This is a genomic window from Roseovarius sp. D22-M7 (assembly GCF_037083785.1).
Taxonomy (GTDB): domain Bacteria; phylum Pseudomonadota; class Alphaproteobacteria; order Rhodobacterales; family Rhodobacteraceae; genus Roseovarius.
The window spans coordinates 38,168-60,624 of record NZ_JBAPKY010000022.1 but is presented as its reverse complement, the minus strand read 5'-3'; the positions used below and the strand labels follow the sequence as shown (position 1 = coordinate 60,624).

The following is a 22,457-nucleotide window of genomic DNA, read 5'->3' as shown; positions in this document are numbered from 1 at the left end:
ACGTCACCCGCTCAGGAAGGCGCGCGCCTCGGGATCGCCCGCGTCGTTCGAGATGACGTTCTTGACCAGCACCGCGGCCTGCGTCCGGTTCTTGACCCCGAGACGTCCCAGCAACCCGGTGATATGCGCCTTCACGGTGGCCTCGGCCAGCGACAGCTCGTACGCGATCTGCTTGTTGGCCTTGCCCGCGCAGATCAGCGCCATGATTTTCTTCTGCTGCGGCGTCAGGGCCGCAAGCGTCGGATGCTCGTCCCCGGCGCGGTCGAGTCCGGTGTCGCAATGTTGTGTCTCGGCATAGGCCCGGGGCAGGTACGTCTTGCCGGCACTGATGCGTGTGATCACGTGCCGCAACTCCTGCGTCGAGGTCTCCTTGGGCAGAAAGCCCGCCGCGCCCTCCTCCATGAGCTTGCGCACAAGCGCGTGCGAGGTAAGCGCCGAGATGACGAGGATCGGCACATCGACCAGCCGGTCGCGCATGGTGACGAAGCCCGAAATGCCCGACACGTCTGGCAGCTTGAGATCGAAGATTACCATCGACGGCGAAAATCCATCTTCCAGACGGCCAAGGGCATCCGTAAGAGTCGCCGACTGCTGGATGTCGCATCCCGGGAAAACGACGGATATCGCCGCGGCCAGCGCATCGCAGTAAAGCGGGTGATCGTCGACGATAAGCACCGAGGCGACGTTCTGTCGCGGGCGCACGTCTACGCTGCAATTCATGATAGTTCCTCCCCGCAGGAAGACTATCGCGTCTCTCGGCTTTTGCAAGGCCCGCAATCGCCGCATCCGTCGCCGGTCGCGCATCACCGAGGCGCCTCGGAGCCCGCCATCAGGATGCCGCTCGAGAGATCGTCACTTGATCCGCGGGAACGAACAGGACATTCTATAGGGAAAGGCGCGGGATACGGGAACTGTCGCAATGGTGGGGCGCGAATTGAGCATCGTGGCGCAACACGGGACGAAGGCCGGGGTGCAGGCTGCAGCCGTCTATTCGATCGGTGCGTCTCCCGCATCTTCCCGGCTATCCCGCTGCCAGATCCCCACTTTCGCGTAGCTTCTCGTGTTTGATCATCCGCCGAATGAGAGAGAAGCCCTGTCCTGGACCTACCCGGTCCTCTGGTCCGGGCTTACATTCGTCACAGTTCCTTTCGTGCGGACCGGCGTCGACTTCGTGCGAGGACAGTTGGGTAGCGGTGCGTTCACCTACGGGGTCGCCGTCGCGGTCATTCTGGCGACCGCCGGGGCACTGTTCCTGACGCGGCACCGGTTGTCGCTCGGATCATCCGTCTGGCTTCTCGGTCTCGCCGGTTTGGTGCTCTACCTGACATTCGGCCTCGCGGATGGAAGCGCGGAAGAGGCGATCCATTACGTACAATACGGAACTCTTTCCGTGCTGCTTTTCCGGGCCTTCAGCCATCGCATCCGCGACTACAGCATATATGTGGCCGCCACCCTTGCGGGAACCTTCGTGGGCATGGTCGACGAAAGCGTTCAATGGCTCACCCCCAAGCGCTACTTCGACCTCAGGGACATCTGGCTGAACTTCACGGCCGTCGCCCTCTTGCAGATCGGCATCGCAGCCGGCATCCGGCCAAGGATGATCGCGGGGTCACCGGGTTGGGAAAGCCTGAGACGTCTCTGCTTTCTGGGCGCGCTGACGATCGGCTATCTCGGCCTTTGCCACCTCAACACCCCGGAACGCGTCGCCTGGTATGCGTCCAATGTGCCCGGGCTGGGGTTCATCGACCCGGATCGCAGCATCATGGTCGAATACGGGCATCTCCATGGCGATGACACCACGGGGTACTTCCGCTCGCGGCTGACAGCCGAAGAGCTGCGCCGGTCGGCCCGGGACCGTGCCGAAGACGGCGCCCGGATCCTCGATCGCTATCGTGACCGCGAGGACTACTGGACCTTTCTTACGCGCTATTCCCCGCTGGCAGACCCATTTCTGCACGAGGCGAGGGTTCACCTGTTCCGGCGCGACTTCCACCTCGCGCGCGCGATGGAGAGTGAAGACGCCGACGCGCAAGGGACTCACTTCGCGACCGCGTACTGGGAAAACCGCATTCTTCAGGACTATTTCGGGGAGTTGCTCGACGCGTCGAGCTATCGATGGTCCGAGGAACTGGAGGCCGACGTGAGGGAAAAGGCCGACAGGGCCCAAGCCTATGACAGCTGGGTCAGCCAGCACCTGATCGTCGCCTTCACCCCGCGGCAGCTTGCATTCGCGTTTTCCGGTACCGTGGCCGCGCTGGTGCTCATGGGCGCATACGCCGGCCGGAGGGCATCACGCCGGAAAAGCGCGCGCAATCCACCCAACGGGGATACGTGGCGATGACCGGCGCTTGCACGCGGCGATCCCTTCTCAAGTCACTGGGCGCGGCCAGCACCCTGATCGCGTCGCCGGCCCTGGCCCGGACATCATGGCGCATCCGGGGCTCCGGGCGCGGGGTGCTTCGGCTGGTCTTCTACACCGACATTCACGCCAGCGCTGATCCGCGCAGATCGGATGCCGTCACCATGGCCGCAGGCGCCATCAATGCCCAAAAGGCCGACCTCGTGCTCTGCGGCGGTGACCTGATCCACGGAGGTTTCGACGCAAGACCGGATGACGTCGCGGCACGATGGGACGCCTACACGTCCATGGCACGCGCAATCGGGGCCGAGCATCACGCTGTGGTCGGGAATCACGACCTCGTCGGTGCGCAACCCGGGGACGGCTCGGAACCGGCCCCTGACCCCAGACTGGAGTTCAAGCGGCACCTCGGTGTCAGCCGCACTTTCGACACCTTCGATGCGCTCGGCTATCGCTTCGTCCTGCTCGATTCCCTGCGCATCTCCGATGCCCCGCACATGTACGACGGCTGGGTCTCGTCCGAGCAACGGGAATGGATCCGCGAGGTGCTGTCGGGCACCCCGTCGGATCAGCCGATCGTGGTTCTTCTACACATGCCGCTTCTCACGGCCTTTTTCGCCGCCACGAAGGGGGCCACCTTCCAGGCGCAACCGAACCGGGTGGTGATCAACAATACCGAGGTGCTCGGGCTGTTCGCCGATCACAACCTCGTCCTGGTGCTCCAGGGTCATCTTCATGTGTCCGAGGCCGTGCAGTGGCGCGGGACCACCTTCCTGACGGGCGGCGCAATCTGCGGAAACTGGTGGCGTGGCTCGTTTTTCGATACCGCGGAAGGCTTTAGCGCGATCACCTTGAGGGATGACCGGATCGAATGGGAATACATCGATTACGGATGGACCGCCCCGCGCCATGAGGAGTGATTGATGGCCAGATCCGCGACCGACCCGGCGCTGTCCGGCTAAAGGGCACGATGCCGTGTATCCGGCGCGACGCCGCCGACATGCCGTGCGACGCCTTAAAGCGGGGCGTGCAGCGCGAGAGTGTCAATCCGCGCCTCTATCAGCTCGATCATCTCGAGATAGGCTGGGCTGTCGATCTCGCCGAACCGCCCGGAAAACTCGGCCCGCGTTAGGATCTGCGGAATGTCGTCATAGGGCACGATGACATCGCCCTCCGCTTCGATCCGCGCGATCAGCTCGGGCCAGCGCTCGGGCGGTGTCGTCATGAAGAGATCGGCGAGCCGGACCCCGGAATTGTTGGCCGCAAGATCGGTGAAATCGAACCCACCTGACCTCACGGTGTCGCGCAATTCCTTGTATTCACCGACAGTGACCGAGACATTGCGGTTGCTCGCGGCCTGGATCGCCGCCGCGGTAATGAAGTGGCGACGGCTGTCTATCCGGTTGTTGAGCTTCAGGCGCGTGCATTCCGTCTGCCAGTCGCGCGCGGCTACTGTGCCGGCTTTGACCACGTCACCGAACAAGAGATGAAAATCATGCGCCCCGCAGATGCGGGTCAGCGCGAAGATCGCGGCGGTGAAGGCATCGGATGCACCCTCGGTCCGCGCACCCTCCTGCGCGGCGTTCAGGGTGAAGACGAGATATGGCAGGAAACTGCCCCTGATCGGCAGATCGCCGCGGTCCATCGCCTCGCGGATGCGCACATGGTAGTTGTCGACCAGGGTCCGGGGCGGCATCTTGCCGCCGCGCAGCGCCCCGAACAAACCGCCGATGATGCCGTTCTCGCCGACCCGGCCTATTTCAAGATCAATCGCCACGGTATTGTCCGCAACGCGCATCCCGGAGGCCGCACTGACTGCCGTGTCCCCCAGCCCGTCGCCGAGGATCATGTTGGCCCCGATCCGGCCCGCTTGCAGCGCGATGCCGGGCGGTATGGTCAATGGACCAAGAACGACGCGCTCGAGCGTGACCCGCTTTTCGAACTGCGGGACCGTCACCGCAAGATTGAGCCACCGCGTCGCACCGGGCAAGGCGATGGGCACCGACGCGCGCAGATCGACGCCCCACGGCTCGACCGTGATCTGCCCGCGAAATCCGGGGATCAGCCGCACGCCGAGACGGACCACGCTGGTCAGCTCGGCCTGATCAGTGACCAGCGGACTTGCGCGCCCGGTGCCCGTGCTGGCCGCGGTCTTGACGTCGCTGACGAAGCCGCGTGCCGTCACGACGTCCTCGGGGGTGGGGGCGGCGCGTGTCCTCACCAGCGGTTCGCCCTCGATCACCACGAGCGCAAGGGCCAGCACCGCCCCGGCCAGCAGCGCGACGAGGACGACCAGCGACCTGAGGACTCTCCGAAGCATCGTCTTTCCCGTCATGGTGACCAGGCGCCCGATGCGCGTGGCAGGGCGCAAGTTTTCACGGCTTGAGGACCATGTCCATCGTCAACCGCGCGGCGCGGGGTGTGCAAGGACCTGTGCCGCGCCGCGACATGACGCTGCGTTCGCGGCCCTCGAAATTTCTGCAGCGCAGCACACATCAGGACGTGGGAGGCGAAAAAAGGAAACGGATCAATGACCTTTGCTGCTTTCTTACCGCATCCGACCCCGCTGCCCGGTACCCTGCGTGACTGGCGCAACGTGCTTGCGGGTCACTACGCGCGGCTTGGACATCGGTCACGGCGGGACCGGTTCATGGCCAACCTGCCCGACCGGACGGTGCGGCGCATCGCCGACCGGGCCAGCCCCGACATCGTGCTGGGGATCGAGGCCGAGGGCCGCGTCGTGGGCGTGCTGGAGGTGTTTCGCGGTGCCGACGGGCATGCCGAGATCGGTATCTCGGTCGAGGATGCCTCGCAGGGGCGCGGCTATGGCCGGGCGCTGTTTCTCGAAGGACTGGCCGCGGCGGAAGCGATGGGCGTGCAAACCGCCGATCTATACTTTTCCTGCGAAAACAGCGGCCTGCGCAAACTGGTTGACGCCGCCGGCGGCAAGATCATACGCACCGGGGCCGAGTGCGAGGCCCATATCGACATCTCGCATTGCGCTGCCTGCCATGCGACCCTGCCAAAGAGTACGCCCACGACGGCGCTGCCCCGTCCGGTGGAAATGTCGCGCCGGTTGAACCATCTCGACCCCTGACCGGGCGCGCGTGGCAGCACGCCTCGCCCTTGACACGACCTGCCCACGAAAACCCTGTGACACACTCAACTCTTAAGGAGACACGTCAATGAAGATCCTCATGGTACTGACATCACACGACAAACTCGGTGACACCGGCCACGGCACCGGGTTCTGGCTCGAGGAATTCGCGGCGCCTTATTACGCGTTCAAGGATGCCGGTGCCGAGGTCACGCTGGCCTCGCCCAAGGGTGGGCAGCCGCCGGTGGATCCCAACAGTGATGCCGAGGATGCTCAGACGGATTTTACCAAGCGATTCAAGGGGGATAGAGCGGCGCAGGAAGCATTGGCGCAGACCGTGCCGCTGTCGGGCGTCGCTGCGGACGGCTTCGACGCGATCTTCTATCCCGGGGGTCATGGCCCGCTCTGGGACCTGGCCGAGGACGCCGACAGCATCGCGCTGATCGAGGCGTTCGCGGCAAAGACCCGGCCCGTGGGCGCCGTCTGCCATGCGCCGGCTGTCTTTCGCCACACCAAAGGTTCGGACGGCAAGCCATTGGTTTCCGGCAAGAAAGTCACCGGCTTCACCAACACCGAGGAAGAGGCCGTGGGCCTGACCGGCGTGGTGCCGTTCCTTGTCGAGGACATGCTGAAAGCCAATGGCGCGGCTTACGAGAAGGGCGCCGACTGGGCGTCGTTCGTCGTCACCGATGGCACGCTGGTGACCGGCCAGAACCCCGCCTCGTCGGAAGAGGCTGCGAAACGGCTGCTTTCCCTGCTGTGATCGCCCCGCGCCGGCGGTCCTGCCGCCGGTGTACAGGGTGTACGCGAGGTACGCGCGAAACGTACGCAGTTCGGCCCAGGACCCGGGCGTGCTTGCGCCCGGGGGATGGGATCCTCAATACTCTCCGCAGATGACCCCACGTGGCGGGCCTCCGGGCCCCCACCGCGCGCATTGGTAACGGAGAGGTCCCGATGACACGTTTCAACCAGCCGCTTGGCGGCAACCAGATGCCCCGCTTCGGCGGGCCGGGCAGCATGATGCGACTGCCGGTGCAGGACACGGCGCACGGCCTCGATGCCTGCTTTCTCGGCGTGCCGATGGATATCGGCACCTCGAACCGGCCCGGCACGCGGCTGGGTCCGCGCCAGATCCGCGACGAAAGCCGGATGCTGCGCCCCTACAACATGGCCACCGGCGCCGCGCCCTTCGAGCATCTGCAGGTGGCCGATATCGGCGACGTGCCGATCAACACCTTCGATCTGAAGAAATCCGTCGCGATCATCGAACAGCATTTGTCGGGCGTGCTGGAGGCGGGCGCGATCCCGCTGACGCTGGGCGGCGATCACACGCTGACATGGCCGATCCTGCGCGCGATGACCGCGCGGCACGGGCCGGTCGCGCTGATCCATGTCGATGCGCACGCCGATATCAACGACCAGATGTTCGGCGAGCGCGAGGCGCATGGCACGCCGTTTCGCCGCGCGTGGGAGGATGGCTGCCTGCAAGACGACCGCGTGGTGCAGATCGGGCTGCGGGGCACCGGGTATGCGCCCGAAGATTTCGACTGGGGCCGCGACAAGGGCTGGCGCGTGGTGCAGGCCGAAGAGTGCTGGCACCAATCCCTGACGCCGCTGATGGCCGAAGTCCGCGCGCAGATCGGCGACGCGCCGGTCTATCTGAGTTTCGATATCGACAGCCTCGATCCCGCCTTTGCCCCCGGAACGGGCACGGTCGAGCCCGGCGGCCTGAATATCTGGCAGGCGATCGAGATCGTGCGCGGCTGCGCCGGGCTGAACCTCGTGGGTTGCGATCTTGTCGAGGTATCGCCACCGTATGATACATCTGGGAACACGGCCATGGTGGCCGCGAGCCTGCTTTACGAGATGCTGTGCGTGCTGCCCGGGGTGCCGCAGGAAAAAACAAAAACACAGGGAGAATGAGAGATGATGAAACGTCGTGAATTCCTGGGCACCGCGAGTGCCGCGGGTCTGGGCACGCTGGCCGCACCGGGGATCCTGCGCGCGCAAGGCGCGCCGCTGAAGGTCGGCACCTATGGCGGCTATTTCGAGGAAAGCTTCAAGACCCATATCTATCCCGATTTCACCGAAGCGACCGGCATCGAGGTGGAATCGATCCCCGAGCCCACCGGCGAGGCATGGCTGGTGCAGTTGCAACAGGCCGCCCGCGCCGGGCAGGCCCCCGCGGACGTGTCGATGATGGCGCAGGTTGCGCGCATACGCGGCGAACGCGCGAACCTCTGGGCCAAGCTGGATGCGGGCGCGATGCCCAACACCGCCGCCCTGCCCGACCATTTTCGTCACACCTACGAGGATGACGGGTTCTACGGCACCGGCGCGGTCAGCTGGTTCATCAGCCTGGTGACCAACACCGATGTCTATCCCGAGCCGCCCGCATCCTGGACCGCGTTCTGGGATCCCGCCAACGAGGGGCGTCTGGGGCTGCTGGCGCTGGCCTCGAATTCCTTCCTGCTGGAGATCACCGCGACCTGTTATTTCGGCGGCACCGATATTCTGGGCAGCGAGGACGGCGTGATGCAGGTGCTGGACAAGCTGTCCGAGGTGAAGCCCAACGTGCGGCTTTGGTACCGCGACGAGGGTCAGTTCCAGCAGGCGCTGGAGACCGGCGAGATCCCGATGGGCCAGTATTACCACGACGTCACGGGGCTTGCGGCGGCCGATGGCAAGCCTGTCCGCTCAACCTTTCCAGAAGAGGGCGCGGTGCTCGATTCCGGGTCCTGGGTGGTGTCCAGCGCGTCGGACGCGATCGAGCGCGCGCAGGTCTTCATCGATTACATGGCCCAGCCCGCGATCCAGGCGAAGCTGTCGCGCTTCGTCGGCACCGCGCCCACGGTGCCGCGTGAGATGACCGACCTGACGGACGCGGAATTCGCCGCCGTGTCGTCGGAGATCCCGCCGATCCTGCCGCGCTACGATCTGTATGTGGATCGGGCCGACTGGGTGAACCAGAAATGGTCCGAGATGGTCACGGGCTGAGGCGTGCCGCGCGCGGGTGAGCCACGATGACCGAGCTGTCCCTCGACGGGCTGACCAAGCGCTTCGGTTCGCTCACGGCGGTGGACGATGTGACACTGAACATTGCCGATGGCAGTTTCGTCTGCCTGCTGGGGCCGTCGGGCTGTGGCAAGACCACGCTGCTGCGGCTGCTGGCGGGGCTGGAGGCGCCGAGCGCGGGGCGGGTGCTGGTGGCTGGGCGCGACATCACCGACACGCCCACCCATCGCCGCGATTTCGGGATGGTGTTCCAGTCGCTGGCGCTGTTTCCGCATCTGACGGTCTGGCAGAACATCGCCTATCCGCTGCGGATCCGCGGCCGGCCGCGGGCGGAGTGCCGCGCGCGCGCCGGGGAATTGCTGGATCTGGTGCAGTTGCCCGACGTGGCCGAGCGGCTCATTCACCAGTTGTCCGGCGGGCAGCGCCAGCGCGTGGCGATCGCGCGGGGTCTGGCGATCGACCCGCAGGTCTTCCTGCTGGACGAGCCGCTCTCGGCGCTCGACGCCAACCTGCGCGAGCATATGCAGGTGGAGTTGCGGCAGTTGCAGCAGCGCCTCGGCGTGACCACGGTGGTGGTGACGCATGACCAGAAAGAGGCGCTGACCATGGCCGACACGGTGATCGTGATGAACGAGGGCCGCGTGCAGCAGGTCGGCACGCCCATGCAGGTCTACCGCGATCCCGCCAATGCGTTTGTCGCGGGGTTCATCGGGACGTCGAACCTGATGGATTGCACGCTGAACGGTGACCGAAGCGTCGAGGTTTCGGGCCTGCGCGTGGACCTTGCGCCCGACGACCGGGTGCGGGCCGATCCGGGCCCGGCCGTGTTGTCGGTGCGGCCCGAGGATGTGCGCGTGGGCGCGGCGGATGAGGGCCTGCCCGCGCGCGTTACCTTCATCCGCGATCTGGGCGAAAGCGTGCAATTCGTGCTGGAGCGTGACGGCCAGACGATCACCGCGCTGTTCGCGCCGGGCGCGCGGCCAGCAGCGCAACTCGGCGACAGCGTGGGGGTGACGTTCGCGCCCGGCGGCCGGGTGGTACTGCCGGCATGAGCGCCGCGAAGGACGCCCCCACCCCGCGCTGGCTGGCCGCGCTGCCGGCGGCGTGGCTGGGGATCTTCTTCCTGATCCCCTTCGCGATCATGCTGTCGGTCAGCGTCGCGCACCGGGTGCCCGGCGGGTTCTTCGAGCCGGGGTTCGAGCTTGACAGCTACAGGCGGTTCGTCTCGGCCTTTTTCGGACAGATCCTGCTGACCTCGATCCTCTTTTCGGCGGCCGCCGCGGTGATCTGCGTGGCGCTGGCGTTCCCGTTCACCGTGATCCTCGCGCGCATGGGCGGGCGGGCGCAGACGGTGGTGCTGGTGATGCTGCTGGCCGTGTTGTCGCTTTCCGAAGTGATCATCGGTTTCGCGCTGTCGACGCTGCTGTCGAAGACCGCCGGGGTGGGCAACCTGCTGACCCGGCTGGGGATCCTCGAGACGTCGCGGGCCTTCACGCCGAGCCTCTTCGCGCTGCTGACGGGGATGTGCTACCTGGCGCTGCCCTACGCGGTGCTGGTGCTTTACCCGCCGGTGTCGCGGCTGGACCCGGAACTGACCGAGGCCGCGCGGATGATGGGGGCGACGCCCTTGACGGCCTTCCGCACCGTCACCGTGCCGCTGCTGCGCGCGCCGATCCTCGGGGCGCTGATCCTCGTTTTCGTGTTCACGCTGGGGATCTACCTTCTGCCGCAGGTGCTGGGCCAGCCGCAGCACTGGACACTGTCGGTGCACATCACCGACCAGGCGATCTTCCAGTCGAACCTGCCATTCGCGGCGGCGATGGCAGTGCTGTTGCTGCTGGTCTCGCTGGCGATGGTCGGGCTGACGCTGATCCTCGGACGCGGGGGCAAGGCATGACGCGCGGCGTGCAGACAGCCTACGTGATCGTCATCCTCGCCCTGCTGGCCGCACCCATCGTGGTGGTGGCGGGCGTGTCGCTGAACGCGCAGCAATCGCTGCGCTTTCCGCCGCCGGAGCTGTCGCTGCGCTGGTACGCAGCCCTTTTCAGCGCCGAGGACTGGATGGTCCCGCTGCGCAACTCGCTGGTGATCGCGGCAAGCTCTGCGGTGCTGGCGGTCGCGGTGGCGCTGCCGCTGGCGCTGCATGTCTGGGCACGCGACACGTGGGTCTCGCGCGCGCTTTACACGCTGGGCGTGGCGCCCTTCATGCTGCCGCCGGTGATCTCGGCGCTCGGGTTTCTGGTGTTCTGGGTGTCGGCCGGGCTTTACGGCCAGATCACCGCGACGATCGTCTCGCACGCGGTGTTCCTTGTGACGCTGCCGCTGGTGACCATCAGCCTTGGCCTTGCGGGAATCGACCGCACGCTGGTCGAGGCGGCGCGCACGATGGGGGCCACGCGCGGGCAGATCCTGCGCACGGTGATCCTGCCGCTGATCCTGCCTTACATGATCTCGGGCTATGCCTTCGCCTTCGTGCTGTCGCTGAACGAGTATATCATCGCCTACATGGTGGCGGGCTTTACAGTCGAGACGCTGCCGATCAAGATCTTCAACAGCCTGCGCTACGGCTACACCCCGATCATGGGCGTGGTCTCGGTGCTGTTCATCGCGCTGGCGGTGCTGATCTTCGGGTTGATCGGCAAATTCGGCAACCTGCCAAGGTTGCTTGGCGCGGAAAGGATGCAGGACTGATGGGACTGACACTGGGCCTTTGGCAGGGCGAAGGCGTGCCCGGCGACATGCCGGCGACGGTAGGGGCCATATCGGGCATCGCGCGTGACGCGGCGCGCCGCGGCGCCGACCTTCTGGTCTTTCCCGAAGGCTACCTGACGGGCTATCACCTTCCCGGTCTCGCGCCGGGCGATCTCGACGGGGTCGAGGACGCGCTGGCCGAGATCGGCCGCATCGCCGCGCAGACCGGTCTGTGCATCGTCATGGGCACGCATCTGGAGACCGATGACGGCCTGCGCAACGCCGCGGTGGTCGTCGACCGTACGGGCGCGGAACTGGGCCGGTATCACAAGCGCGCGCTTTACGGGGCGTGGGAAAAGGCGACCTTCCGGGCGGGGGACGCCGCCCTGCGCTTTGCCTGCGGCGACCTGAGCGTCGGGGTCGCGATCTGCTACGACGTGGAGTTTCCCGAGATCATCCGCGCCGAGGCCCGCGCGGGCGTCGATCTGGTGGTGGTGCCCACGGCGCTGATGGCGCCGCATGACCGCGTGGCGCGCCTGATGGTGCCGGTGCGCGCGATGGAGAACCAGGTGTTCCTCGGCTATTGCAACCGCACGGGGCACGAAGGCGGGCTGGACTTCGTCGGGCTGTCGTCGATCCGCGGCCCCGAGGGCGAGGCGCTGGTCGAGGCCGGCGCCGGGCCCGAGCTGTTGCTGGCCCGGCTCGACCGGTCGCGACGGGCCGAGACGCGGGCGGCCTTCTGCTATCTTGACGACCTGGCGGGGCTGCGCCTGCGCTGACCGCACGGCCACGCCATCACGGTCTATTACCTTGGGTTGTGCGGCAAAATGACAACACATCCTTTGCGATTGTGAAAATTCACTCCGCTTTAACCAATGCCGCTATAACATGCACTTGAAGGCCGAAGATGATGTTGCCGCGCGGGCGCCTTGGCGGTCCGCGGCGCGTCGACGGGACACAGGCGCCCCGGCAGGACCGACATTCGGGAATGGCGTCGCCGCTGAACAGACCGAGGGATCATGCGTTGGGCATACCGCGACACACCGTGATGACGACCGCGCGGCGGATGGCCGCGGCGGGTCTGCTGATGTTGGGACTGTGCCTTCAGCCGCTGGCCGCCGCGGCCTTCGAACTGGTCAAGACGCAGGACAACCAGGTGATCGCGCTTTCCGTGGGTGCCGGGCAACTGGTGCGCACGGACGCGGATTTCGTCAACGTCTTCGTCGCGGATCCCACGGTGGCCGATGTCCAGGTCGCCTCGTCGCGGGTGCTTTACCTCACCGCCACGGGCATCGGCGAGACGACGGTGTTTGTCCTTGGGGCCGATGACAGCGTCCTGATGTCCGCCGGTGTCCGGGTGACCCACAACGCCCGCGCGCTGTCGGCGGCGCTGGCGCAGGTCGCGCCCGGGCAATCGGTGCAGGCGCGCAGCATCGAGAATTCGCTGGTCGTGACCGGCCGCGTCCGGACCGCCGGACAGGCCGAGGACGTGATCCGCGTGGCACGCCAGTTCGCCGAGGAAGAACGGATCATCAACCGCCTGACGATCGCCGATCCGATGCAGGTGAACCTGCAGGTGCGCATCGCCGAGGTCAGCCGCAACATGGACCGCCAGCTCGGGATCCGCTGGAACGAGTTGGGGATCGCCAGCGGCATCAGCTTTCGCGGCGGCACCGGCGCCGCCGACGGGTACGGCATCGACGTTGACCGAACGTTCAATGGCGGCCTCAACCTCAATGTCATGCTCGAGGCGCTGTCCGAGGAAGGCCTCGCCACGATCCTCGCAGAGCCCAACCTGACCGCGCGCACCGGCGAGCCGGCCAGCTTCCTGGCGGGGGGCGAGTTTCCGTTCCAGAGCGTCGACGCGGACGGCAACCCGCAAACCGAGTTCAAGGATTTCGGGATCGGGCTGAATTTCACGCCAACGGTGATCGACGGCAACCGCATCAGCCTGAATGTCGCGGTCGAGGCCAGCGATCTGGATTTCTCCTCGGGGCTCGAGGTGCCGTCGCTCAATACAAGGCGCGCGACGACGATCGTGGATCTGGGCAGCGGGCAGAGCTTCGCGATCGCCGGGCTGATCGAGAACAGCACGTCGCAGGACGTGGCCAGCGTGCCCGGGCTTGGCGCGATCCCGATCCTCGGGGCGCTCTTTCGCTCGACGGGGTTTCAGCGCGGCCAGACCGAGCTGGTGATCCTCGTGACGCCGACGCTGGTCACGCCGCAGCGGCCGGACAACATGCGCACGCCGCTGGACGATTTCACGCCGCCCAACGATTTCGAACGGGTCCTGCTAGGCCGGTTCGAGGGCGCCGGGTCGCGTATGGGCGACCGGCGCCTGAACGGCGCGGCCGGGTTCGCGTTCGAATGAGCGGGGCACGGGTGAAAGCGGCGCTCTTGTCGGCGCTGATGCCGCTCCTGCTGGCCGGCTGCGGCGAGCAGCCGATCGGCAGCTTCGAGCGCGCGCAATTCATTGCCGATGGCGGGCAGGCCCATCACGACGTGCGCTTCACCCGGGGCTGCACCAGCCTTGCCCGGGGCGAGGCGCCGCGGCTGCAGGCCTTCCTGACGGCGCTGGAATTGCGCCGCGGCGACGATATCGTGGTGCATATGGGGCGCACCGGGTCCGACCGGCGCGACCGCGAACGCCGCCACAGCCTGCTCAGCGCGATCGAGCCCGGGCCCGCGCGGGTGCTGATGTCGCGGTCGGCGGGCTTCAGCCGCCGCGACCGGCGCCACGACGCGGCGCTGGTGCAGGTCATCCGCCACGACCAGGTGCGCGTCGATTGCAAGTCGGGGGGCTACAGCGAGGCGGATCTCGCGCTGAGGATGCCGTTTCCCATGCTGAACTGCGCAAACCCGACGAACCTCGCCTACATGGCCGCCGAGAAGCGCGACCTCACCAGCCCGCGGCAGCTTGGCCCGGCGCGCGGCGAGCCGGCCGCGAGCGCCATCCGCCGCCAGCGCGCCGGCGAGGTCCGGACGATCCCGCTGGGCAGGATCGCCGAGGAGTGATCGGGCCTGATGGCCGCCGCCCTCTCAGGCGACCACGCGGTTGCGGCCCTGCCGCTTGGCGTCGAACAGCGCGCTGTCGGCCACGCCCGTGACCGCGTCGGCGGTCGCGCGCGTCTCTCCGATCGGCGCGAGACCGATGCTGACCGTGATCTCGAGCGCAAGTTCGCCGTTGAACCGGGCATCGGCCACCTTGCCGCGCACCCGGTCCGCCCAGACCCGCGCCGTGTCCAGATCCGTGTCATGCAGCATGACCGCGAACTCCTCGCCGCCCAGACGCGCGAAGAGATCGGCCGCGCGGCATTCGCCGGACACCGCGGCGGCGAATTCGCGCAGGACACGGTCTCCGGCAAGGTGGCCGAACGTATCGTTGACCTTCTTGAAACGGTCGATGTCGAGCAGGGCCACGACAGAACAGCCCTTGCTGCGGCGCAGCCGCGCCAATTCGAGATCCAGCGCCGACATGAAGCTGCGGCGGTTGAAGACGCCGGTCAGGAAGTCCCGGCTGGCCTGCCGGCGCAGTTCCAGCTGGGTCATCACGATCCGGGCGCAGTCGCGAACGATCCGGCGCGCCCGGTCGGAGAACAGCCGGGGGCGTGTGTCGAACGCGCAGATCGTGCCGAGGTTGTAGCCCTCCTGCGTCGTCAGCGGCGCGCCGATATAGCTGCGCGGCACGGGGCCGCCGGGCACGAACGGCTTGTCGCGAAACCGCGCGTCGCGATGCGTGTCCTCGACCACGAGCGGGGCGTAGTCGCGGATGGCGATCTCGCAGAAGCCCGCATGACGCGGGCCGTCCCCGAGATCGAAGCCGTGGCGGGCCTTGAGGATCTGCCGATCGGCGCTGATCAGGCTGAGCGCAACCATCTCCATGCGCAGGCTGAGGCCGAGCAGGCTGGTGATCTGGTCGAAGCTGGATTCGGAGGTGCAGGTCTGCAGGTCGAGATCCTGGAACGCCTTGATCCGGCCGGCCTCGTCCGCGAGCTTGTCATTCTTGGGGGTCATGGGAAACACGGCTCTTGTTTTTTGGCAAGGAGTGCGGGGTCGGCAGGATCACCAGTTGTTCACCTGCAGGTAATACAGGTTCAGTTCGGGCAGCAGATCCTCTTTCTCGGTGATTTCGGTCATCTCCAGCAGATCGAACTGCACGATCTTGGACTTGTTGAGGATGACCGCCCTGTCGCGCAGCCTGAACGGCAGGAAGGGCCGTTCATCGCAGAGCACGTCGAGCACCCGCTGGCCCTGGACGACGTGGATGCCGCCGTAGAACTCGGTGCCGTCTTCGAGGGTCGCTTTAACCGGAACGCAATATTTTGGCAGTTTCATGGCTGTTACTCGCAAGGTTGTATCAGGGATGGGAAATGGGGACGACGGACGCGGCTTGGGGATGCGGAACCGGAGCCGGCGGGGGGTGAGCGGGATCCAGGATCCGGCGGTCTACCGGGAGGCCTGCAAAGTGTTCGGTGAGGACGGCGCCCGTGCCTGGCTGCAGCTGTTCCGCAGGGATCTCGCGGAGCATCTTGCCGAGATCGCGCAGGGCCGGCCGACGCGCGCCACGATCCAGGATATCGCCCACCGGACCGCGGGGCGCGCCGGGTTCCTGGGATTTCGCGCCCTGGCCGAGGCGTCGGCCACCCTCGACGGCGCGCTGCGGCGCGGGGCGGGCGTGGCGCCGGCGCTGGACCGCTGGATCGTGCAGGCGCGGCGGGCCAGCGAGATCCCGCCCGGCGCACCGGATGCGCCGCCCCTGCCGGAATGACGCCCGCCCGGCCCCGCCGGGACCGGGAATGCGGCGCGCGCGTTTGGGCGCAGGACGTTGTCATGATGCCGCCAATGCCTGGATTATTGCCGGCGTCGCGATCACCGCGAAGAGCACCGGCAGGAAGAACAGGATCATCGGCACCGTCAGCTTGGGCGGCAGCGCCGCCGCCTTCTTCTCGGCCGCCGACATCCGGAAATCGCGGCTTTCCTTGGCGAGGATCCGCAGCGTGTGCCCCAGCGACGTGCCGTATTTCTCCGACTGGATGAGGCCGATCACCGCGGCCTTGATGCTGTCGAGCCCGGTGCGCGTGCCGAGATTCTCGTAGGCCTGCCGGCGATCCGACAGATAGGCGAGCTCTGCGGTGGTCAGCGACATCTCCTCGGCCAGTTCCTTTGACTGCGCGCCGATCTCCTCGGCGACCTTGCGAAAGGCGCCCTCGGCGCTCATTCCGGATTCGACGCAGATCAGCAGCAGGTCGAGCGCGTCGGGCCAGCTGCGGCGCAGACTGGTATGGCGTTTCGCGATGAGGTTGCGAACGTAGATCCGGGGCAGCATGTAGCCGACCAGCGCCCCCGCCGAGGCCATCGCCGCGATGATCGGCATCGACAGGTCGGGCCGCACCACGAAGGCGATGTAGAGGAAGGCGACGCCCGGCATCACGATGGCCGCGATCAGTTGCGAGGCGAGGTAGGCCACCAGCGGCGCGCGCCCGCGTTGCCCGGCCATGCGCAACAGCTGCGCGGCCTCGCCGGCATTGCCGAGGCGCGCCAGGTTCAGCCGCTCCACGATCCCGGCGAAGAGGCGGTTCGGCTCTCTGGCGAAAAGCCGCGAACGATCGGTCAGGCCGGGCCCGCGCGCCGGCCGGGCGCGGCGGCGCACCGAGGCGCGGTCCTGCGCGACGCCGCGCATCCGCTCTGCCATGCGGTCGCGGGCGAGCCAGGGCCAGGCGAGCGCGAGGATCGCACCCATGGCCGACAGGGCCGAGAGCAGGATCAGCGCCTGCTGCGTGAGGGGGTCGGTCAGATCCATCGTCATCTCGCAGCCTCCTCACATGTCGAAATTGATCATCTGGCGCATCACGAAGACGCCGATCGACATCCAGACCGCGCAGCCGGCCAGCACCATCAGCCCGAGATCGGTCTCGTAGAGCACCGCGAGATATTCGGGGCTGGTCAGCTGCACGAGGCCCGCGACGATCACCGGCAGCGCGCCGATGATCCCGGCCGAGGTCTTGGCCTCGGCGCTCATCGCCTTGACCTTGGCGTGCAGTTGCCGACGGCCGCGCAGCACGGTCGAGAGGTTGCTCAGCGCCTCTGTCAGGCTGCCGCCGGCGCGGTTCTGGATGGCGACGACGATGGCGAGGAAGGCGACCTCCTGCAGGGGGACGCGCTGCGCCAGCCGGTCGACGGCATCCTGCAGGGGGATGCCGACCGACTGATCCTCGACGACCAGCCGGAACTCGCCCCGGACCGGATCCTCTGTGTCGCTGGCGACGATCGACAGGCAGTCGACCATCGGCCGGCCGGCGCGCACACCGCGCACGATGAGGTCGATCACGTCCGGGAAGGCGGCCGCGAAGGCGGCGAGGCGCCGCTTGCGCCGGAAGGCCACGTAGAGGCGCGGCACGAGCACTCCCGCCGCCGCGCCGATGCCGAGCGCCGAAAGGGGCCCCAGCGACGCGGCCGCGGCGAAGGCGCAGACGGCGAGCGTGGCGCTGAAGAGCCAGTAGCCGCGCGGCCGCCAGTCGAGCCCCGCCTCGCGCAGGCGTTGCGGCAGGCCGGGCGCGCGGCGGCGCTGGCGGTGGATCGACTGGCGTTCCTCGATCTCTTTCAGCGTGTCCTCGATGGCCTTGCGGCGCGCCGGGGCGTTGCCGCCCGCGGTCTGGTCGCGGCCGGCGACGGGGCCCGCGCCGAGCGCCTCGGCGAGGCGGCGGTTGCGCCGCGCGCGCGCCTCGAGCGCCGGCATCGCGAGGATCAGCACCAGCCCGATCGCCGCCAGCGCGGCGAGTGGGGCCACCAGCAGGGTGAGCGGGATGTCAGGCATGGGGCACGGGCTTTCGGGTCATGAGGTCGTTTTCGCCGCTTCGAGCGCGCGCGCCAGCCGCGCGTCCTCGCCGAAATAGCGGGCGCGATCCCAGAAGGCCGGGCGTCCGATTCCCGTCGACTGGTGCTGGCCGATGATGCGCCCGGTCTCGTCCTCGCCGGTGACCTTGTAGACGAAGATGTCCTGCAGGATCGGCACGTCGCCCTCGAGGCCCAGCACCTCGGTGATATGGGTGATCCGGCGCGAGCCGTCGCGCATGCGCGAGGCCTGGATGATGACGTCGATCGACGACACCGCCATCTGCTGGATGGTCAGCGACGGCAGGTCGTAGCCGCCCATGGTGATCATCGAACCGAGGCGCGACAGCGCCTCGCGCGGGCTGTTGGCGTGCAGCGTGCCCATCGATCCGTCGTGACCGGTATTCATCGCCTGCAGCAGGTCGAACGCCTCGGGGCCGCGCACCTCGCCGACGATGATCCGCTCGGGGCGCATCCGCAGGCAGTTCTTGATCAGGTCGCGCATCGTCACCTCGCCCGACCCTTCGGCATTGGCGGGCCGGGTCTCCAGCCGGACGACATGCGGCTGCTGCAGTTGAAGTTCGGCGGAATCCTCGCAGGTCACGATGCGCTCGTCCTCGCCGGCGAACCGCGTGAGACAGTTCAGAAGCGTCGTCTTGCCAGAGCCGGTGCCGCCCGAGATCACCACGTTGCAGCCGATGCGGCTGATGATCTTGAGGATCTCGGCGCCGGCCGGGGTGATCGAGCCGAAATCGACGAGCTGGTCGAGCGTCAGCTTGTCCTTCTTGAAGCGCCGGATCGTCAGGCTGGGCCCGTCGATCGCCAGCGGCGGCGCGATCACGTTGACGCGGCTGCCATCGGGCAGGCGCGCGTCGCAGATGGGGCTTGATTCGTCGAGCCGGCGTCCGACCTGGCTGACGATGCGCTGGCAGATGTTGAGAAGCTGCTCGTTGTTGCGAAAGCGGATATTGGTCTGGATGACCTTGCCGTTCACCTCGATGTAGATCCGGTCGGTGCCGTTCACCATGATGTCGGCGATGTCGTCGCGCGCCAGCAGCGGCTCGAGCGGGCCGTAGCCGAGGACGTCGTTGCAGATCTCCTCGGTCAGGTCGTATTGTTCGCTGCTCGACAGCACGGCGCGCTTGGCCGCGAGGATCTCGGCCACGACACCGCCGACCTCGCGCCGGGCCGCCGACAGGTCCATGCGGCCCAGTTCCGTGATGTTGATCGATTCGATCAGCGCGCCAAAGATCTCCTTCTTGAGGTCGAGATAGCCGGCGGCCACGTCCGCCGAGGGCGCCTTGGCCGCGACGGGGCGTTTCACGGGTTGCGGCGGCGGGTCCGGCGTCACCGCCTCGGGCGCGGGTTGGGGTGCCGTGTCGGGTGCCGGGTCTGGCGCGGTATCCGGCGCGACCGCGTCGCGCTGCGTGTCGGACCGCGCCGGCGTGACCGCCGTGGCGGTCTCGAGCGCCGTTCGTTTTCCAAAGGAGTGCGTCATGGGGGATCTCTTCCGTTGCGGTCAGCCGAGCCCGAGGAACCCGCGCAGCTTGCCACGGGCGGGCTTGCGGGATCTGCCGCTCAGGCTTTGGGCGAGGTCGCGCATGCAGCACTGCACCTTGCTGCGCGGCGCCTGTTCGCGCAGCAAGCGCCCATCGGTGGCGGCGCTCCCGAAGGTCGCCGCGTCGAAGGCGATGGTCGTGCAGTGCGCGATCCCGAGGCTTTTGGCGAATTTCTCGGCCGGGATCTCCTTGCGCTTGGGGATCCGGCAGGTGTTGAGCACCACGCGCGGCGGCGCATCGTTGGGCCGCAGCGCGCGCAACTTTTCGAGCAGCGCGCGGGTGTTGCGCAGGTTCGGCAGGTCCGGCGAGGCCACGATCAGCACCTGGTCCGCCGAGGTCAGCGCGTCGCGGCTGCACGCCGACCAGTCATGCGGCACGTCGAGCACGACATGCGGGAACGAGGCGCGCGCGATCTCGATCAGCCGCGCGACCGCGTCGGGCGCGGGCTCGACCTCTGTCAGCGGGTCGTCGAAGCCGGGCAGCACGCTGAGATAGTCGCCGCGCGGCACCGCCAGCCGGTCGAGCAGCGCGGCATCGAACTTGTCCGGGTCGTCGATGTATTTCTCGAGCCCCATCACCGGCTTGAGGTCGAGATTGACGGTGCTCGACCCGAAGCGGAAATCGAGATCGAGCAGCAGCGTCGGGCTGGTCTCGTCCTCGGCGATGGTCCAGGCGACGTTCTGCGCTAGCGTCGAGGCGCCGATGCCGCCCTTGGCGCCGACGAAGGCGTAGGCGGTGCCGAGGGTCTTGGTGTTCTCCTCGGCGAACAGCGCCTGCACGGTCGCCACGACGTCGAGTGGCCCGAGCGTGCCGACCAGATATTCCGCGATCCCGCGCGAGATCAGCGCGCGGTAGAGGGCGATGTCGTTCTCGGTCCCGATCACCACCACGCTGGTATCGGGATCGCAGACCTCGGCCAGCGCATCGAGCTCTTTCAGCAGGGTGTCGCCGGTGCTGGCGACCTCGACGACCAGCAGCGACGGCGTGCGCCGCATGTCGAAGGCCTTAAGGGCGGCGGCGATGCCGCCCTCGGCGATCTCGGTCTTGACCCGCACCAGGCGGCGGTCGCCGCTGGCGCGGGAGATCACGTCGCGCGTCCCGTCCGTCAGGCAGAAGGCCGCCACGGTGATATGCGGGACGCGCGCGCTCGACGGGGCCGCGCGGGCTTCCACGGCGGCGTCTGCTTCGATCCTGATCGGCGCATGTTGCATCTGTTCGTTCCTTGCCTTGACCGCGGCGCGGGCGCGCTGTCAGTTGAGCGTGATGTCCTCGATACTGGTGCCGCGCCCGACGCGGATCCGCTTTGGGGCTTCCATCGCGTCCATCGACGGCTCGCCCGGTGTCTCGACCATCGGCCGCAGCGACAGCGACAGCGTGCCGCTCGACTGGGCGGCGGTGACGACCTCGGCCTGCGCCTCGGTCAGTTCCAGCGTCGCGGTCCTGCCGAGCACGGTGTTGGCGGTGGTCTGGTCGGTCGACTGGTCGATCGCCAGCACCCGCACGCCCTTGAGGATGGTGCGGCTGCGCAGTTCCGGCGCGTCGTTGCCGCGCTCGGTGGTATAAAGCACGTCGACGCGGTCATTGGGCAGGATGAACCCCCCCGCGGTGCTTTGGGTATTGGCGTCGATGGCGACCGCGCGCTTGCCGGGGCTGAGCATCGCCGCAAGGTAGCTGCCCGGCGTCGGTGCCAGCAGGTGCTGGCCGATCGGCTCGCCGGTCAGGATCGGGCGGGTGGCGTATTGCCCGGTCGCCTCGCGCAGCCCGCCGGGCTGCGCCTTGCGCTCGATCGCGCTTGGGGGAACGGCCTCGACCGGCCAGTCCTGCCAGCGCAGCGCCTCGGCCGTCACCTCGCCGCTGCGCGCGAGATCCATCTCGGCGACGAGCACCGAGGTCATCTCGATGGCCGGCTCGGGCGGGGCCGCGACCGGGGCCGGATCGGGGGCCGTTGCCGTTTGCTGTGTCGCGATCCAGGCGGCGCCGCCACCGGCACCGAGGGCGATGATCAGGATCAGGAGTCGAAGCATGTGGATCCTCCAGGCAGGGACGAGGAAGGGCCGTCAGCCCATCGACAGGGCCTCGGGCCGCAGGAGTGCCGCGGCGATCGCCGCCGCCGCGATGGCAATGCCGTAGGGCACGCGGTCCATCGGGTCGCGCAGGGCGGCGATCCGGTGGCCCGCAAGGCGACCCGCGCCCAGGCTGCGCGCCGCGACCAGTGCCAGTGTCAGGACCCCGCCGCCGAGGGCGGTCAGGATCAGCAGGCCCGGCGTCGCCGCCGGCCCGAGCCAAAGGGCGGTCACGGCCAGCAGCTTGACGTCGCCGCCGCCCATCCAGCCCCGCGCGAAGAGGGCCAGACCGCCGCCGAGGATCGCGAGGCCGACCGCCGTTCTGGCCGCCAGATCGAGCCATCCCGGCGGCGAAAGTGTCGCGGCAAGCGCCGCCCCCGCCAGCAGGTAGAGGATCAGCGCATTCGGAATGCGCATCCGCACCGCGTCATTGGCCGCGGCGATCCCCTGCCCGGCGATGAACCAGGCAGGGGCGAGGATCAGGAGGCTGTCTTGCATGGGTCCCGACCGGAACCTCGGCCGCACCGCCCCTTTACAAGCCGTGGCGATGCGGCAGCGGGGTCGCGGCACATCATTAGCTGAGATCGCTGCCGACATCTTGGAAGAGTGTCTCAAGGTTGCCGCCGATGAGGGTCAGCCCACCGATGGCAGCCACGGCCACCAGGGCGGCGATCAGCCCGTATTCGATGGCGGTCGCGCCCTCGTCGTTGGTCTTGAGTTTCGTGATGAGATAAAGCATGTCTTTGCTCCTTGTTCATGGGTTGATCCGGCCTTGCCGGCTGAACGGTGCACGCAATGCTTTGGCATTTTCGCACCACTCCCGACGGTTTTCCGCCTTCCAT

At 67.6% G+C, this 22,457-nt stretch carries 24 protein-coding genes; 13 read left to right on the top strand and 11 right to left on the bottom strand.

Annotated features, from left to right (window positions below):
- Positions 1–3: 3 nt before the first annotated feature.
- Positions 4–720 carry a response regulator transcription factor gene (locus V8324_RS11715; protein WP_336420115.1) on the bottom strand — a complete coding sequence of 239 codons (717 nt, stop codon included), beginning with the start codon at positions 718–720 and terminating at the stop codon, positions 4–6.
- Between the two features lie 430 nt (positions 721–1,150).
- Here V8324_RS11715 and V8324_RS11710 point away from each other — a divergent pair, with 430 nt between their 5' ends.
- Together V8324_RS11710 and V8324_RS11705 are read left to right on the top strand one after the other, a co-directional pair.
- Positions 1,151–2,341 (top strand): VanZ family protein, encoded by a 1,191-nt coding sequence (locus V8324_RS11710; RefSeq protein ID WP_336420114.1) that lies wholly within the window; start codon positions 1,151–1,153, stop codon positions 2,339–2,341.
- A complete protein-coding gene (locus V8324_RS11705; protein WP_336420113.1) occupies positions 2,338–3,279 on the top strand; it encodes a metallophosphoesterase family protein in 942 nt (313 codons plus the stop codon). The genes V8324_RS11710 and V8324_RS11705 overlap by 4 nt, the downstream gene beginning before the upstream one ends.
- A gap of 95 nt (positions 3,280–3,374) precedes the next feature.
- Here the strand turns inward: V8324_RS11705 and V8324_RS11700 are convergent, their stop codons facing one another.
- Positions 3,375–4,679, bottom strand: a complete 1,305-nt coding sequence (locus V8324_RS11700; RefSeq protein WP_336420112.1) for a hypothetical protein — start codon at positions 4,677–4,679, stop codon at positions 3,375–3,377.
- Positions 4,680–4,889: 210 nt separating this feature from the next.
- On the opposite strand from V8324_RS11700, the gene V8324_RS11695 reads away from it, so the two are divergent.
- The 10 genes from V8324_RS11695 to V8324_RS11650 all read left to right on the top strand — a co-directional run bounded on the left by V8324_RS11695 (position 4,890) and on the right by V8324_RS11650 (position 14,177).
- Complete coding sequence (locus V8324_RS11695; RefSeq protein WP_336420111.1) at positions 4,890–5,456, top strand: GNAT family N-acetyltransferase; 567 nt, start codon at positions 4,890–4,892, stop codon at positions 5,454–5,456.
- 88 nt (positions 5,457–5,544) lie between these two features.
- Entirely contained in the window at positions 5,545–6,219 is a 675-nt protein-coding gene (locus V8324_RS11690; protein ID WP_336420110.1) for a type 1 glutamine amidotransferase domain-containing protein, read from the top strand.
- Positions 6,220–6,410: 191 nt separating this feature from the next.
- Entirely contained in the window at positions 6,411–7,379 is a 969-nt protein-coding gene (speB, locus tag V8324_RS11685; protein ID WP_336420109.1) for an agmatinase, read from the top strand.
- A gap of 3 nt (positions 7,380–7,382) precedes the next feature.
- Positions 7,383–8,453 carry an ABC transporter substrate-binding protein gene (locus V8324_RS11680; protein WP_336420108.1) on the top strand — a complete coding sequence of 357 codons (1,071 nt, stop codon included), beginning with the start codon at positions 7,383–7,385 and terminating at the stop codon, positions 8,451–8,453.
- 26 nt (positions 8,454–8,479) lie between these two features.
- A complete protein-coding gene (locus tag V8324_RS11675) occupies positions 8,480–9,523 on the top strand; it encodes an ABC transporter ATP-binding protein (protein ID WP_336420107.1) in 1,044 nt (347 codons plus the stop codon).
- Entirely contained in the window at positions 9,520–10,368 is an 849-nt protein-coding gene (locus V8324_RS11670) for an ABC transporter permease (RefSeq protein WP_336420106.1), read from the top strand. Before V8324_RS11675 ends, V8324_RS11670 begins: the two co-directional genes overlap by 4 nt.
- Complete coding sequence (locus tag V8324_RS11665) at positions 10,365–11,162, top strand: ABC transporter permease (protein ID WP_336420105.1); 798 nt, start codon at positions 10,365–10,367, stop codon at positions 11,160–11,162. Before V8324_RS11670 ends, V8324_RS11665 begins: the two co-directional genes overlap by 4 nt.
- Positions 11,162–11,941 (top strand): carbon-nitrogen hydrolase family protein, encoded by a 780-nt coding sequence (locus tag V8324_RS11660; RefSeq protein WP_336420104.1) that lies wholly within the window; start codon positions 11,162–11,164, stop codon positions 11,939–11,941. Before V8324_RS11665 ends, V8324_RS11660 begins: the two co-directional genes overlap by 1 nt.
- Positions 11,942–12,186: 245 nt before the next feature.
- Positions 12,187–13,533, top strand: a complete 1,347-nt coding sequence (locus tag V8324_RS11655) for a type II and III secretion system protein family protein (RefSeq protein ID WP_336420103.1) — start codon at positions 12,187–12,189, stop codon at positions 13,531–13,533.
- Complete coding sequence (locus V8324_RS11650; protein ID WP_336420102.1) at positions 13,530–14,177, top strand: hypothetical protein; 648 nt, start codon at positions 13,530–13,532, stop codon at positions 14,175–14,177. Before V8324_RS11655 ends, V8324_RS11650 begins: the two co-directional genes overlap by 4 nt.
- Positions 14,178–14,201: 24 nt before the next feature.
- On the opposite strand, the gene V8324_RS11645 is transcribed toward V8324_RS11650, so the two are convergent.
- A complete protein-coding gene (locus tag V8324_RS11645) occupies positions 14,202–15,176 on the bottom strand; it encodes a sensor domain-containing diguanylate cyclase (protein ID WP_336420101.1) in 975 nt (324 codons plus the stop codon).
- A 48-nt stretch (positions 15,177–15,224) separates the two neighbouring features.
- A complete protein-coding gene (locus tag V8324_RS11640) occupies positions 15,225–15,497 on the bottom strand; it encodes a DUF6812 domain-containing protein (protein WP_336420100.1) in 273 nt (90 codons plus the stop codon).
- 85 nt (positions 15,498–15,582) lie between these two features.
- Between V8324_RS11640 and V8324_RS11635 the strand changes: the two genes are divergently transcribed.
- Positions 15,583–15,930, top strand: a complete 348-nt coding sequence (locus tag V8324_RS11635; RefSeq protein ID WP_336420099.1) for an Hpt domain-containing protein — start codon at positions 15,583–15,585, stop codon at positions 15,928–15,930.
- A gap of 60 nt (positions 15,931–15,990) precedes the next feature.
- Here the strand turns inward: V8324_RS11635 and V8324_RS11630 are convergent, their stop codons facing one another.
- From V8324_RS11630 to V8324_RS11600, 7 genes are all read right to left on the bottom strand, one after another.
- A complete protein-coding gene (locus tag V8324_RS11630) occupies positions 15,991–16,968 on the bottom strand; it encodes a type II secretion system F family protein (protein ID WP_336420098.1) in 978 nt (325 codons plus the stop codon).
- Positions 16,969–16,980: 12 nt separating this feature from the next.
- Complete coding sequence (locus tag V8324_RS11625) at positions 16,981–17,976, bottom strand: type II secretion system F family protein (protein ID WP_336420097.1); 996 nt, start codon at positions 17,974–17,976, stop codon at positions 16,981–16,983.
- A gap of 18 nt (positions 17,977–17,994) precedes the next feature.
- On the bottom strand, positions 17,995–19,491 hold the full coding sequence (locus V8324_RS11620) for a CpaF family protein (RefSeq protein WP_336420096.1): 1,497 nt from the start codon (positions 19,489–19,491) through the stop codon (positions 17,995–17,997).
- A 21-nt stretch (positions 19,492–19,512) separates the two neighbouring features.
- Positions 19,513–20,763, bottom strand: coding sequence for an AAA family ATPase (locus V8324_RS11615; RefSeq protein ID WP_336420095.1), 1,251 nt, complete (start codon positions 20,761–20,763; stop codon positions 19,513–19,515).
- Positions 20,764–20,802: 39 nt separating this feature from the next.
- The gene (cpaB, locus tag V8324_RS11610) at positions 20,803–21,576 is read right to left on the bottom strand and encodes a Flp pilus assembly protein CpaB (RefSeq protein WP_336420094.1); all 774 of its coding nucleotides are present in this window, start codon (positions 21,574–21,576) and stop codon (positions 20,803–20,805) included.
- Positions 21,577–21,609: 33 nt separating this feature from the next.
- On the bottom strand, positions 21,610–22,113 hold the full coding sequence (locus tag V8324_RS11605; protein WP_336420093.1) for an A24 family peptidase: 504 nt from the start codon (positions 22,111–22,113) through the stop codon (positions 21,610–21,612).
- 76 nt (positions 22,114–22,189) lie between these two features.
- Entirely contained in the window at positions 22,190–22,354 is a 165-nt protein-coding gene (locus V8324_RS11600) for a Flp family type IVb pilin (RefSeq protein ID WP_336420092.1), read from the bottom strand.
- Positions 22,355–22,457: the final 103 nt, after the last annotated feature.